Here is a 12,145-nt window from a genome sequence, read left to right on the forward strand (position 1 = left end):
CCGTAGGTCGGGGCTACGCCCCCGACGGCTCTTGATCGGAATGCCCGCCCCCGCCGTGCGTCGGGGGCGTAGCCCCGACCTACGGGGCGACGAATCGCTCAGCGCCGGCGGATCGGGATCTTCGACACCGGGATCGAGGTCACGTCATAGCCGCCTTCGCGGATCGGTGCGCCCGGCGCGGGGGCCCAGGCGTGGGCGTAGATCACTTCCCAGGTCGCGGGCAGGCGGCCGTCGCGGCGTTCGTGTTCGTACGCGGCCGCGGCCGCGGCGAAGCGCGCCTTGCCGGTAAGCGTGTGCCGGCGTGACGCAAGTGCATTGGTCGCGCCGATCGCGCGCAGTTCGCGCATCAGCGCCGGCAGATCGTCATGGCCGTGCACGAACACGTCGCGGTCGAGCACCGGGTCGCGGAAGCCGGCGTGCATGAGCGCGTCGCCGAAGGCCGCGATCGGGGCGAACGGGCTCACGTGCGGCACGCGGTCATCGGCCACGGCGAAGGCGGCGCGCAGTTCCTGCAAGGTGTCGGGGCCGAAGGTCGACACCAGCAGCAGCCCGCCGGGACGGAGCACGCGGCGGAAGCCGGCGAACACGGCAGGCAGGTCGTCGACCCACTGCAGGCACAGGTTGCAGAACAGCACGTCGATGCTGCCGTCGGTGAGCGGCAGCGCGCGCGCGTCGGCGTTGATGCGTTCGATCGGCTTGTGCAGCCCGCTCCACGACAACCCGCCCCAGCCGCTGCGCGGACGCGCCTGCCGCAGCATCGGCAGGGCGAGGTCCATCGCGATCACGCGCGCACGCGGCCAGCGCTGGCGCAGCGCGGCGGCCGCGTGGCCTGGGCCGCTGCCCAGGTCGAGCACGGTGTCGGGCACGCGATCCTCGAGGTAGTCGAGCGACTCGAGCAGCCGCGCCTCGACTTCGCGCTGCAGCGCCGCCGAGGCTTCATAGGTGCCCGACGCACGCGAGAACGCACGCCGCACCTGGCGCGGATCGAACACGGTACTCATCGCAGCTCCCGCAGGAAGCCGTCGAGCAGCGCGGCGACCTCGTCGGCGTGGGTCAGGAACGGCGCGTGACCGCCGTGTTCGACCACCGCGAAGGTCGCATCCGGCGCGGCGTCCGCCGCCGCACGCATCGCACGCGGGTCGACCAGGCGGTCGCGGCGGCCGGCGATCCACAGGCTTGGCACGGTGAGTTCCGGCAGCTCGTCGCGCAGGTCGGCGGTTTCCAGCAGCTCGAGGCCGTCGGCGAGCACGTGCGCGGCCGGATCGCCGCGCGAGAACACCTCCGCGCGCAGGGTGCGCAGCTCGCCGCGCGCGTCGTCGGAGCCGAAGGCTTCCAGCGCGATGAAGCGGTCGAGCGTGCCGCGGTAGTCGTCGCGCAGGCCGCTGGCGAAGTCGCGGAAGATCTCGGGCGACATGCCATGCTTCCAGCCATCGCCGCGCACGAAGCGCGGGCTGGCGCACAGCATCGCCAGCGCGGGTACGGCATCCGGTCGCGTGGCCGCCGCGTGCAGCGCGAACAGTCCGCCCAGCGACCAGCCGCACCACGGCGCGCGCGGCACCCGCGCGGCGATCGCTTCGACGCAGGCCTCGGGCGCCAGCGGCACCGCGCTGTCGCGGCTGCGGCCATGGCCGGGCAGGTCGACGACGTACAGTCGATGGCGTTCGCGCAGGCGCTCGACCAGCAGCGCGAACACGCCGCCGTGCATCGCCCAGCCGTGCAGCAGCACCAGCGGCGGGCCGTTCCCGGTCTGCTCGATGTAGAGATCGTCGTTCATGCACCCCGGTCCGTTCGCAGCGCGCGCGTGCGCGGCAGGCTGCCGGCGCTGCGGCGCCCGACCAGGATCGCGAACGCCACGATCCCGAGCACCACCAGCACCGCACCCCACACCGCGATGCCTTGCGGCCACGCCTCGTGCAGGAACGCCACGCCCATGGCGGTCGCGAACAGCAGTTCCGCACCCTGCATCGCCTCCGCCGCACCGAGCGCGACCGGGTTGTCGCGCACCATGCCCGTGGCCTGGAAGAACAGGATGGTCGCGATCACGCCCGCGCCCAGCGCCACGCCCGCGGCGAGCCACACCTGCGTCGCCGACGGCGTGCCGACCTGTTGCCAGGCGAATGCGGCGACCAGGATCCACAGCGGCTGGCTGGCCAGCGTCATGCCGAACACGCGCTGGGTGGCGTTGAGCTGCTCGCCGCTGCGCTCCAGGTGCAGCAGCAGCAGGCGGTTGCCGAGCGGGAACATGAAGGCCGCGGCCAGCAGGCAGGCCAGCGCGATCCAGCCGGCGCGGTCGAGCGCGCCGTGGGCGTGGCCGAACTGCAGCAGCAGCACGCCGGCGAAGATCACCGCGCCGATGCCCAGCGCCGCGGCCGGGATGCGGCGCCTGGCGTCGCGATAGATCAGCGGCGCGCACAGCATCCCGGCGATCACCGTGAACTGGAAGCTGCCGGCGATCAGCCACGACGGCCCGCTGCCGGCCGCGTAGCTGAGCAGCACATAGAACACGACGAAGCCGATCGCGCTGCAGCGCAGCCACGCCCAGGGATGGGCGCGGATCGCGCGCCACACCGGCGCGATCCCGCCCTGCCACGGCATCAGCGGCAACAGCAGCGGCAGGGTGATGAAGTAGCGCAGCGACGCGGTCCACGCCCAGTGCCCGCCTTCGGTGGCGCTGACCCGGTTGAGCACGTAGGTCAAGGTGAAGAACAGCGCCGACGCCAGCGCGATCGCGACCGCCGCGAGCGCGCGGCGGGTGTCGAGGGACGCCGCGCTCACGGCCGGAGCTGCACGCCGCGGGCGGCGCCTGTATTGCGCGGCGGCATGGCGGCGGGCGCGATGCCGACCCGCTCCGCGGCCACCGCCAGCGCATCGACCAGCGCCTCGATCTCCTCCGGTGCGTGCAGCGACGTCAGCGTCACGCGCAGGCGCGCGCGGCCTTCGGGCACGGTCGGCGGACGGATCGCGGCAACCCAGAAGCCCTGCTCCTCGAGCGCGGCGGCCATCGCCACGGCCTGCGCGTCGCCGCCGCACAGCAGTGGCTGGATCGGGGTGTCGGACGGCAGCAGTTCGAGCCCGCGCTGCGCGGCCAGGCGGCGGAACTGCGCCACCTGCGCCAGCAGCTTGTCGCGGCGCCAGCCTTCGCGTCGCGCCAGCTTCACCGCCGCCAGGGACGCGGCGGCCTGCGCTGGCGGCAGCGCGGTGGTGTAGACGTAGGGACGTGCGGTTTCGGCGAGGTGTTCGATCAGGTCGGCATCGCCGAGCACCGCGGCGCCATAGCCGCCCAGCGCCTTGCCGAGCGTCGCCAGCTGCAAGGGCGCGGCGCCGGCCAGGCGCGCGGCGGCGACACTGCCGCGGCCATCGGGGCCGACCACGCCGACGCCGTGCGCGTCGTCGACATACAGCAGCGCGTGCTGCGCCTGCGCGGCGAGTGCCAGCTCACGCAGCGGGGCGATATCGCCGTCCATGCTGAAGACGCCGTCGGTGGCCAGCAGCGCCGCGCCGTCGGGATTGCCGCGCAGCTGGCGCAGCGCGCCGTCGGGATCGGCGTGCGGGTAGCGGCGCAGGCGGCAGCCGGCCAGGCGCGCGGCGTCGACCAGGCTGGCGTGGTTGAGGCGGTCCTGCACGCACAGGTCGTCGTCGCCCAGCAGCGCCTGCACCACGGCGAGGTTGGCGAGGAAGCCGCTGCCGAACAGCAGCGCGCGCGGCGCGCCGATCCACTCGGCCAGTTCGCGCTCCAGCTCGTCATGCACCGCGTGGTGGCCGCAGACCAGGTGCGAGGCGGTGCTGCCGACGCCCTCGCGCGCGGCCACGTCCTGCAGCGCGTTGACCACCGCGAACTGCTGCGACAGGCCCAGGTAGTCGTTGCTGCAGAAGTTCAGCAGCCAGCGTCCGTCGACCTCGCAGCGCATGCCGTCGCGGCGGGTGACGGTGCGGCGCACGCGCGCGCGTCCGAGCGCGGCGCGCCGTTCGCGCTGCGCGGCGATGCGCGCGTGCAGGTCAGGGCGCTCAGCCACCGCGCTGCATCCAGAAGGCGAGCACGCCGAGCACCGCCCCGGGCACCAGCAGCAGCTGGCCCAGCGCCACGCCCAGCTGCCCGGCGGGTGCGATCTGCCCGTTCCCTGCCAGGCGCGTGTCGGCGAAGGACTTGCGCGCCAGCACCGCGATCGCGCACAGCAGCGCAAGCCCGAACGCGATGCCCGCACCTTCGCCGCGGAAGTACAGCGCCACGCCCCAGGCCAGCACGGTGACCGCGGCCAGGTACAGGAATGCGAGCCGTGCGCGTCCGGCGCGCAGTCCGGCGACGAAACCGCCCGCGCCGATCAGGCACAGCAGCGCAAGGTAGGCCCACGCGTACCAGGGCATGTCAGGCATCCGTCAGCGGGTCATGCAGCGCATGATCGCGCGGTTTCGACGATGTCGGCGTGCACCGTGCCGCCGTGGTCGTGGCCGTCGGCATCCACCGCCACCTGCATCGGCTGCAGGCCCAGGCGTTCGAACAGGGCCAGGTCGCGCTCGGTGTCCGGATTGCCGGTGGTCAGCAGCTTCTCGCCGTAGAAGATCGAGTTGGCGCCCGCGGCGAAGCACAGCGCCTGCAGCTCGTCGCTCATCTGCTCACGCCCGGCCGACAGCCGCACCATCGACTTCGGCATGATGATGCGGGCGACGGCGATCGTGCGCACGAACTCGAACGGGTCCAGCTCCGCGGTGCCGTGCAGCGGCGTGCCTTCCACCTGCACCAGCCGGTTGATCGGCACCGAGTCCGGGTGCGCCGGCAGCGTGGCCAGCGTCTGCAGCAGGCCGGCGCGCTGGCGGCGCGACTCGCCCATGCCGACGATGCCACCGCAGCAGGTCTTCATGCCCGCGTCGCGCACGTGTTCCAGCGTGTCGAAGCGGTCCTGCATCTCGCGGGTGTGGATGATGTCGCCGTAGAGCTCGGGATCGGTGTCGATGTTGTGGTTGTAGTAGTCCAGGCCCGCGGCCCTGAGCGCGCCGGCCTGTTCGCCGGTCAGCATGCCCAGGGTGGCGCAGGTCTCCAGCCCGAGCGCCTTCACCCCGGCGATCATCTCGGCGACCTTGGGGATGTCGCGGTCCTTGGGCGAGCGCCAGGCCGCGCCCATGCAGAAGCGCGAGGCGCCGGCGTCCTTCGCCTGCTTCGCCTTCGCCAGCACGTCGCCGGTGGACATCAGCTTCTGTGCTTCCACGCCGGTGTGGTAGCGCTGCGCCTGCGGGCAGTACGCGCAGTCCTCGGGGCAGCCGCCGGTCTTCACCGACAGCAGCGTGCTGACCTGGACCTGCGCCGGGTCGAAATGCTGGCGATGCACGCTGGCTGCGCGGAACAGCAGTTCGGTGAACGGCAGGTCGAGCAGCGCCTCAACCTCGCGGCGGCTCCAGTCGTGGCGCGGCTCGGCGGTCGCGGCGGCGAGGTCGCGGGGTTCACTGACGGCAGACATGGCGGTTTCCTGACGGACGGCACGAGGCAGACCCGGCAGTCTGGAAAGCATGTCGATGCCTGTCAACCAGACCCGCCTCCCGGATGTTGACGGCCGCTGGCGGCGCCTGCTCGACGGCCTGTGGCCGGCGCGCTGCCTGGCCTGCGGCGAAGCCGGCCGGCCCGGCCGCGACCTGTGCACAGCCTGCGCCGCCAGCCTGCCGTGGAACCGCCACGCCTGCGCGCACTGCGCGATCCCGCTGCCCGCGGTCGCCGATCACGGCGCGCCGCAGGCCTGCGGCGCCTGCCTGCGAAAGCCGCCACCGGTGCAGGCCACCAACGCCGCCTTCGTCTACGCCGCCCCGCTCGACCGCCTGCTGCCGCGATTCAAGTTCCACCACGACCTCGCCGCCGGACGCCTGCTTTCGCAACTGATGGCGCAGGCCTTCGCCGATGCCGAGCGGCCGCAGGCGCTGCTCGCGGTGCCCCTGCACCGCGCCCGGCTGCGCGCCCGCGGCTACGACCAGGCGCTGGAGCTGGCCCGGCCGCTTGCCCGCACGCTGCGCATTCCACTGCTGCCCGACACGCTGCGGCGCACGCGCGCTACCGCACCACAGTCCCGGCTCGACGCCGCGCACCGCAAACGCAACCTGCGCGGCGCGTTCACCGTGGCCCCGGGCACGCGGCTGCCGGGGCACGTCGCCCTGCTCGACGACGTGATGACCACCGGCGCCACCCTGCATGCCGCCGCCATCGCGCTGCGGCGTGCGGGCGTCGTACGCGTCGATGCATGGGTCTGTGCGCGGGTGCCTTGAACGCCGGGATTGGGGACTGCGGGATCGGCGCTGGAGAGTTCCGGGCGTCGGGGGCGTAGCCCCGACCTACGGCTTCATGCGGACGAGTTGCGGGCTCGCACCAGCAGGATGACAGCGCGATGCGTTGCCCCGGGAAAGCGATCGCGGCTTCCGCCGCTCCTACCAGGGCAGCAGGCGCCCGCCCGCCTCCGTCGCCATGAAATAGTCCAGCGCGATGCCGGCGAACACCGCCATCCCCACCCAGTGGTTATGCAGGAACGCCCGGAAACACGCATCGCGGTCGCGATACCGGGTGATCACGAACTCGTACACCACCAGCAGCACCGCCACGCCCAGCCCGCCGAAGTACCAGCGCCCCAGTCCGGCCTGCTGCCCGGCCAGCGCCAGCGCCGCGAACACCAGCGCGTACAGCACGCCCTGGATCGCCAGGTCCGCGTCGCCGAACAGGATCGCGGTGGACTTGGCGCCCATGCGGATGTCGTCGTCGCGATCGACCATCGCGTACCAGGTGTCGTAGGCGGTCGACCACAGGATGTTGGCGCCGTACAGCAGCCACGCCACCGGCGGCACCGTGCCCTGCACCGCGGCGAACGCCATCGGGATGCCCCAGCCGAACGCCATGCCCAGGTACACCTGCGGCAGGTAGGTGTAGCGCTTGAGATAGGGATAGCTCGCGGCCAGCGCCACGCCGACGAAGCTCATCAGCACCGTGAGCCGGTTCATCGTCAGCACCAGCGCGAACGCCGCCAGCATCAGCACCGCGAACAGCGCCAGCGCCTCGCGCCCGCGCACCGCGCCGGTGGCCAGCGGCCGGTCCTTCGTGCGCTCGACCTGCGGGTCGAGCCAGCGGTCGGCGTAATCGTTGATCACGCAGCCGGCCGCGCGGGTCAGCCACACGCCCAGCGAGAACACCACCAGCGTCCACCACGGCGGCACGCCCCCGGCGGCCACCCACAGCCCCCACCAGGTCGGCCAAAGCAGCAGCAGCCAGCCGATCGGCCGGTCGCCGCGGGTCAGCTTCCAGTACTGGCCCAGCCGCTCGCGCCATGGCGGCAGCGGGGCGGGATGGAAGCGTTCGTAGGACATGGGCTAAAGCGTACGCGACTCGCGCAGCCGGGCGCGATTGTGGACAATAGCCGGCCGGGCGCCTGTAGCTCAGCCGGATAGAGTAGTGGCTTCCGAAGCCATTGGTCGGGGGTTCGAATCCCTCCAGGCGCGCCAGTCTTTTATACTTCTGTGCGACAGGCACGGCCTCCGAGCGGCCGCCAAGGGTGAAACGTGCGCAACTACGACCTCGATTTTCTCAAGCATTTCTCGATGGTGATCGGCTTCCTGGCGGTGGTCACGCTGGCCTTGCTCGTGCTCGCCAACCACCTCAACGGCGTGATCCCGCCTGAAGTGTCCCCCACGGCCGCGCGCGCCACCCAGGCGCGGATCGCGCCGGCCGGCGAGGTCTATGCGGGCGCCACCGGTGCCGCGGCGCAGGCCGCCGCCAAGGCCGCCGCCACTGCGGCGGCCGCCGCGCAGGTCGCCTATGACGGCACGCTCGACGGTTCGGTGATTTTCAACAACCTGTGCACCGGCTGCCATACCTCCGGCGTGGGCAATGCGCCGACCATGGACAAGGCCCACTGGGCGGCGCGGATCGCGCAGGGCACCGAGACGCTCTACACCCACGCGATCGAGGGCTACACCGGCCCGGACGGCGGGATCATGCCGCCCAAGGGCGGCAATCCGGCGCTGACCGACGAACAGGTCAAGGCCACCGTCGACTGGATCCTCGCCAACCTCGAGTAGTCCGGAACGGTCCCGGCACCGTCCGACAACGCCGCCTGCGGGCGGCGTCGTCATTTCCGGCAAGACGGTCCGCCAGGGAAACTCCCTCGATCATGACTGCATCAGGCCCGCAACATCCGCGAGATCCATCGGAAACCGCCACGCCTGGCCGCGGCACCCCGTAACGGCCATCCGCAGCCGCGGGCCAAGCGCCTATCATTCCGGGCATGGTCAATTCCTCCCCCAACCCCCCGCTCCCCGACACATCCGGCCCGGTCACCATCGCCGGCCCGGCGGGCACGCTGGAACTGCACGTCGACCTTCCGGACGACGACGTCACGCCGCTGCCGCTGGTCGGCATCGTCTGCCACCCGCTGCCCACCGAGGGCGGCACCATGCACAACAAGGTGGTGACGATGGCCGCGCGCGCGCTGCGCGAGCTGGGCGCGACCACGGTGCGCTTCAACTTCCGCGGCACAGGCGAGTCCGAGGGCACGTTCGACGAAGGCCGCGGCGAAGTCGATGACCTGCACGCGGTGGCCGCCTGGGTGCGCGAGCAGCGGCCCGGCGACGCGCTGTGGCTGGCCGGCTTCAGCTTCGGCGCCTACGTGTCGCTGCGCGCGACCGCCTCGCTCAAGCCGGACCTGCTGGTCTCGATCGCACCACCGGCGGGGCGCTGGGACTTCGACAGCATCGAACTGCCGACCATGCCGTGGCTGGTGGTGCAGGGCGAGAACGACGAGATCGTCGACCCGCAGGCGGTCTACGACTGGCTGGAGCAGTCGAAGGCGCAGGCCGAACTGGTGCGCATGCCCGACACCACGCACTTCTTCCACCGCAAGCTGATCGACCTGCGTGGCGCGATCAAGAACGGGGTCAAGGCCTACCTGCCTGCCGTCCATGGCTGACGCGGGCGTGGCGGCGGCGCGACCGTCGCAGCGCTACGCGGAAGGCGTGGCGCGCGGCGACTGGCAGGACGATCCCGCGCAACGCACGGTGCTGCACGAACTCGACCGCATCCACGACGCCATCGCCGACGCCCCGCGCGCGGGATTCCTCGGCCGGCTGTTCGGCGGCGGCAACCACGACGCGACCGACGGCCTGTACCTGTGGGGCGGCGTCGGCCGCGGCAAGACCTTCCTGATCGACCTGTTCTACGCCGGCCTGCCGCTGCCCGAGAGCAAGCCCGGCAGCGACGTGCGCGACGGCAAGCGCCGCACCCACTTCCACCGCTTCATGCGCGGCGTGCACGAGCGCCTGCGCGCGCACGCCGGCGAGCGCGACCCGCTGGTGGCGATCGCGCGCGAATGGCGCGCGCAGCTGCGGGTGCTGGTGCTGGACGAGTTCTTCGTCAGCGACATCGGCGACGCGATGCTGCTCGGACGCCTGCTCGAACGCCTGTTCGCCGAGGGCGTGGTGCTGGTGACCAGCTCCAACACCGCGCCGGAAAACCTCTACAGGGACGGCCTGCAGCGCGCGCGCTTCCTGCCGGCGATCGCGCTGATCGAAAAGCACTGCCATGTCATGTACATGGAAAGCGACACCGACTACCGGCTGCGCGAGCTGACCCGCTCGCCGGTGTACCGCGCGCCGCTGGATGGCGAATCGGATGCCTGGCTGGCGTCGCGCTGGCACGCGCTCGGCGGCGACGACGCCCACCGCGACGGCAGCATCGAACTCGACGGCCGCCGCATCGCCACCCGCGCGCGCTGCAAGGGCATGGCGTGGTTCGACTTCGCCGCGCTGTGCGAAGGCCCGCGCAGCGCCTCGGACTACATCGAGATCGCGCGCGAGTTCCACACCGTGCTGCTGGGCGACGTGCCGGTGATGGACGCGACCGTGGACGACGCTGCGCGCCGCTTCGTGACTCTGGTCGACGAGCTGTACGACCGCAACGTCAACCTCGTGTGCACCGCCGATGCCACGCCGGCCGCGCTGTACACCGGCGAGCGTCTGGCCGGCGCGTTCGAACGCACCGCCTCGCGCCTGGTCGAGATGCGCAGCGAGGAGTACCTGGCGCGCGGGCATCGCGACTGAGAAAGACGCGCCTTGTAGGAGCGGCTTCAGCCGCGAGCTGTTGCTGTTGCCCCTTCCCCCCTGCGAAGGCAGGGGGAGGCTGGGAGGGGGTTGTGTCGGATCCGGCGCACCTGTCCGCAGGTACCGCGCGAGCCCACGCAACCCCTCCCCAACCCGTCCGGCCATCGAGCGCAGCTCGATGGCGTTCGTCAGGCCGCGAACCGGTGGTTCGCAAGCGGCCCTCCTCACCCCCTGCCTTCGCAGGGGAGGGAGCCAGAAGCCGCTCCTGCGGGAGGGCTCGTGACTAGAATCCGGCGGGCTCCGGCGCGACCGTTCCCGCCAGCTCGAAGCGGATGCCGCGGCTGCCCGGATCGGCCTCCAGCAGACGCACCCGCACCGGCTCGCCGAGCGGCAGTTCGGCGTCGGCTTCGATGCGCGCCAGGATCGCCGGCTCGCGCAACATCACTTCGCCGCGGCGCGAGTCCTTGCGGTCGACCTCGACCACCGCGCCCTCGAATTCCTCGCCCACGCGCGGGGCCAGCGCGGCCGCCTCGGCCAGGTCGAGCACCGCGTTCTCGTAGCGGCCGGCGCGCTGCGACGAGGCCTGCATCGTCGCCGGCAGGCCTGGCAGCGCGTCGCGCACCCACTGCGGCACCGGCGTGCCGGCGCTCAGCGCCAGGCAGGTTTCGCCGACGTAGCGATCCACCAGCCGCCGCAGCGGCGCGGTCGCGTGCGCGTACTGCGATGCCAGGGCCGAATGCTGCGAGTGCTCCGGCACCTCGCCGTTGAAAGCCACATAGCCCGCGCCGCGCAGGACCGTGGTGCACGCGGTCATCATCGCCACGTCGCGCGGATTGGCCGGGTCGAGCGAGCGGATGAAGTCGGGATAGCTGCGCGCCTGCGGCCAGCCGATGCCCAGCGCGCGCGCGGTCCGGCGCAGGCGCTCGAGCGCGCGCGGGTCGGCCGGCGGCAGGGTGCGCAGCAGGCCGACGCGATGCTGCACCATCAGGTGCGCGGCGGCCATGCCGGTAAGCAGCGAGATCTGCTCGTTCCAGTCCTCGACCGGATGCCGGGCGCGGAACTCCAGCGTCCAGCGCCCGTCATCCACGTGCACTTCCTGCTCCGGCAGCGGCAGGCTGATGCCCCCGCGGCGCTGCTCGCGGCGGATGCGCAGTTCGCCGATCTCGCGCAGCACGTCGAACATCGGGTCAGCATCGCCCGCGTCGATGCGCGCCTGCACACCGGCGTAGTCGAGCCTGGCGCGGCTTTTCACCCGCGCGCGGCGCACGTCGACCTCGATGCCTTCGCCGGTGGCATCGAGGTCGATCGTCCACAGCAGCGCCGGGCGCACTTCGTCGGGCAGTAGCGAGGCAGCATCCTCGGACAACGCCTTCGGATGCAGCGGGATCTTGTCGTCGGCGCCGTACAAGGTCTCGCCGCGGCGGTTGGCCTCAAGGTCGACGGAATCGCCGGGGCTGACGAAGGCGCCCACGTCCGCGATCGCGTAGTACACGCGGTAGCCGTCGCCGCTGCGCTCGACACGCATTGCCTGGTCCAGGTCCATCGCGCCGGGCGGATCGATGCTGACCAGCGCCAGGTCGGTGCGGTCCTCGCCCGGGAAGCGTGGCCCCGCGGCAGCGGCGGCGCGGGCGGCGGCCTCGACCTCGGGTGGGAATGCGTCGGGCAACTGCAGTTCGCGCTGGATCGCAGCGATGCCGCGCTCGAGCACGGCCTGGTGGTCGCGCATCCGCAGGCGGCGTGTCGTGGTCACTGTCGATGGTCCTCGCTTGCGTTCGTGTCGGCGTTGATTCTAGACGGGGCGCATCAGCGGCTTCGCGACCGGCCCGGCCGCACCCGCCGCGACGATCCGCGCCGCGGCGGGCGTGGAACCCGATACGCGATGTTCCACAATATTTTGTATTGACAAACAGAATAGCCACGATATGTTGTGCCTGTCGGTTCCGGTGGCGCCCGCCACCGGATGAAAAGGGAAGCCGGTGCGGACGCCTCCAGGGGTCCCATTCCGGCGCTGCCCCGCAGCGGTAATTGGAAACGACCGCCGTCATTGGCACTGGGAGGCAACTCCCGGGAAGCGACGGCCATTAGGAGG

General features: G+C 72.0%; 12 protein-coding genes, 1 tRNA gene and 1 riboswitch (1 of these 14 only partly in view). Of the genes, 5 read left to right on the forward strand and 8 right to left on the reverse strand.

The features are described from left to right. Nucleotides 1–98 precede the first annotated feature (98 nt). From bioC to bioB, 6 genes are read right to left on the reverse strand one after another with little or no spacing between them, the layout of a single operon-like run. Nucleotides 99–1,001: a malonyl-ACP O-methyltransferase BioC gene (bioC, locus tag ACFONC_RS08155; RefSeq protein ID WP_386743237.1), complete on the reverse strand. Its 903-nt coding sequence runs from the start codon at nucleotides 999–1,001 to the stop codon at nucleotides 99–101. Then, entirely contained in the window at nucleotides 998–1,774 is a 777-nt protein-coding gene (bioH, locus tag ACFONC_RS08160) for a pimeloyl-ACP methyl ester esterase BioH (RefSeq protein ID WP_386743238.1), read from the reverse strand. The genes bioC and bioH overlap by 4 nt, the downstream gene beginning before the upstream one ends. After that, entirely contained in the window at nucleotides 1,771–2,775 is a 1,005-nt protein-coding gene (locus tag ACFONC_RS08165; protein ID WP_386743239.1) for a multidrug resistance efflux transporter family protein, read from the reverse strand. The genes bioH and ACFONC_RS08165 overlap by 4 nt, the downstream gene beginning before the upstream one ends. Next, a complete protein-coding gene (gene bioF, locus ACFONC_RS08170) occupies nucleotides 2,772–4,013 on the reverse strand; it encodes an 8-amino-7-oxononanoate synthase (RefSeq protein WP_386743240.1) in 1,242 nt (413 codons plus the stop codon). The genes ACFONC_RS08165 and bioF overlap by 4 nt, the downstream gene beginning before the upstream one ends. After that, nucleotides 4,006–4,362, reverse strand: a complete 357-nt coding sequence (locus tag ACFONC_RS08175) for a hypothetical protein (RefSeq protein ID WP_386743241.1) — start codon at nucleotides 4,360–4,362, stop codon at nucleotides 4,006–4,008. The genes bioF and ACFONC_RS08175 overlap by 8 nt, the downstream gene beginning before the upstream one ends. A 20-nt stretch (nucleotides 4,363–4,382) precedes the next feature. Next, the gene (gene bioB / locus ACFONC_RS08180; RefSeq protein ID WP_386743242.1) at nucleotides 4,383–5,450 is read right to left on the reverse strand and encodes a biotin synthase BioB; all 1,068 of its coding nucleotides are present in this window, start codon (nucleotides 5,448–5,450) and stop codon (nucleotides 4,383–4,385) included. A gap of 55 nt (nucleotides 5,451–5,505) precedes the next feature. Here bioB and ACFONC_RS08185 point away from each other — a divergent pair, with 55 nt between their 5' ends. Further along, nucleotides 5,506–6,243 (forward strand): double zinc ribbon domain-containing protein, encoded by a 738-nt coding sequence (locus ACFONC_RS08185; protein WP_386743243.1) that lies wholly within the window; start codon nucleotides 5,506–5,508, stop codon nucleotides 6,241–6,243. Nucleotides 6,244–6,402: 159 nt separating this feature from the next. On the opposite strand, the gene ubiA is transcribed toward ACFONC_RS08185, so the two are convergent. Beyond that, a complete protein-coding gene (gene ubiA / locus ACFONC_RS08190) occupies nucleotides 6,403–7,329 on the reverse strand; it encodes a 4-hydroxybenzoate octaprenyltransferase (protein WP_386743244.1) in 927 nt (308 codons plus the stop codon). A 58-nt stretch (nucleotides 7,330–7,387) separates the two neighbouring features. Between ubiA and ACFONC_RS08195 the strand changes: the two genes are divergently transcribed. The 4 genes from ACFONC_RS08195 (at nucleotide 7,388) to zapE (ending at nucleotide 10,056) form a co-directional block, all read left to right on the forward strand. Further along, nucleotides 7,388–7,464, forward strand: a tRNA-Arg gene (locus ACFONC_RS08195). Nucleotides 7,465–7,521: 57 nt separating this feature from the next. Next, nucleotides 7,522–8,040, forward strand: a complete 519-nt coding sequence (locus ACFONC_RS08200; RefSeq protein WP_386743245.1) for a c-type cytochrome — start codon at nucleotides 7,522–7,524, stop codon at nucleotides 8,038–8,040. A gap of 206 nt (nucleotides 8,041–8,246) precedes the next feature. Further along, nucleotides 8,247–8,927, forward strand: a complete 681-nt coding sequence (locus ACFONC_RS08205; protein WP_386743246.1) for an alpha/beta hydrolase — start codon at nucleotides 8,247–8,249, stop codon at nucleotides 8,925–8,927. Nucleotides 8,928–8,934: 7 nt separating this feature from the next. Beyond that, complete coding sequence (gene zapE / locus ACFONC_RS08210) at nucleotides 8,935–10,056, forward strand: cell division protein ZapE (protein ID WP_386744611.1); 1,122 nt, start codon at nucleotides 8,935–8,937, stop codon at nucleotides 10,054–10,056. A 283-nt stretch (nucleotides 10,057–10,339) separates the two neighbouring features. Here zapE and ACFONC_RS08215 read toward each other — a convergent pair whose 3' ends face one another. Continuing rightward, nucleotides 10,340–11,806 carry an RNB domain-containing ribonuclease gene (locus ACFONC_RS08215; RefSeq protein ID WP_386743247.1) on the reverse strand — a complete coding sequence of 489 codons (1,467 nt, stop codon included), beginning with the start codon at nucleotides 11,804–11,806 and terminating at the stop codon, nucleotides 10,340–10,342. Between the two features lie 168 nt (nucleotides 11,807–11,974). After that, a riboswitch (cobalamin riboswitch) is annotated at nucleotides 11,975–12,145 on the forward strand; it runs 131 nt beyond the window's last position.

The organism is Luteimonas soli, from assembly GCF_042648865.1.
Lineage (GTDB): Bacteria > Pseudomonadota > Gammaproteobacteria > Xanthomonadales > Xanthomonadaceae > Luteimonas > Luteimonas soli.

What these genes read in the sequence shown, in the direction of transcription:
- bioC (WP_386743237.1), bottom strand. Translation starts at nt 1,001, where the DNA reads ATGAGTACCGTGTTCGATCCGCGCCAGGTGCGGCGTGCGTTCTCGCGT.
- ACFONC_RS08175 (WP_386743241.1), bottom strand. Translation starts at nt 4,362, where the DNA reads ATGCCCTGGTACGCGTGGGCCTACCTTGCGCTGCTGTGCCTGATCGGC.
- bioH (WP_386743238.1), bottom strand. Translation starts at nt 1,774, where the DNA reads ATGAACGACGATCTCTACATCGAGCAGACCGGGAACGGCCCGCCGCTG.
- ACFONC_RS08185 (WP_386743243.1), top strand. Translation starts at nt 5,506, where the DNA reads ATGCCTGTCAACCAGACCCGCCTCCCGGATGTTGACGGCCGCTGGCGG.
- bioB (WP_386743242.1), bottom strand. Translation starts at nt 5,450, where the DNA reads ATGTCTGCCGTCAGTGAACCCCGCGACCTCGCCGCCGCGACCGCCGAG.
- ACFONC_RS08205 (WP_386743246.1), top strand. Translation starts at nt 8,247, where the DNA reads ATGGTCAATTCCTCCCCCAACCCCCCGCTCCCCGACACATCCGGCCCG.
- ubiA (WP_386743244.1), bottom strand. Translation starts at nt 7,329, where the DNA reads ATGTCCTACGAACGCTTCCATCCCGCCCCGCTGCCGCCATGGCGCGAG.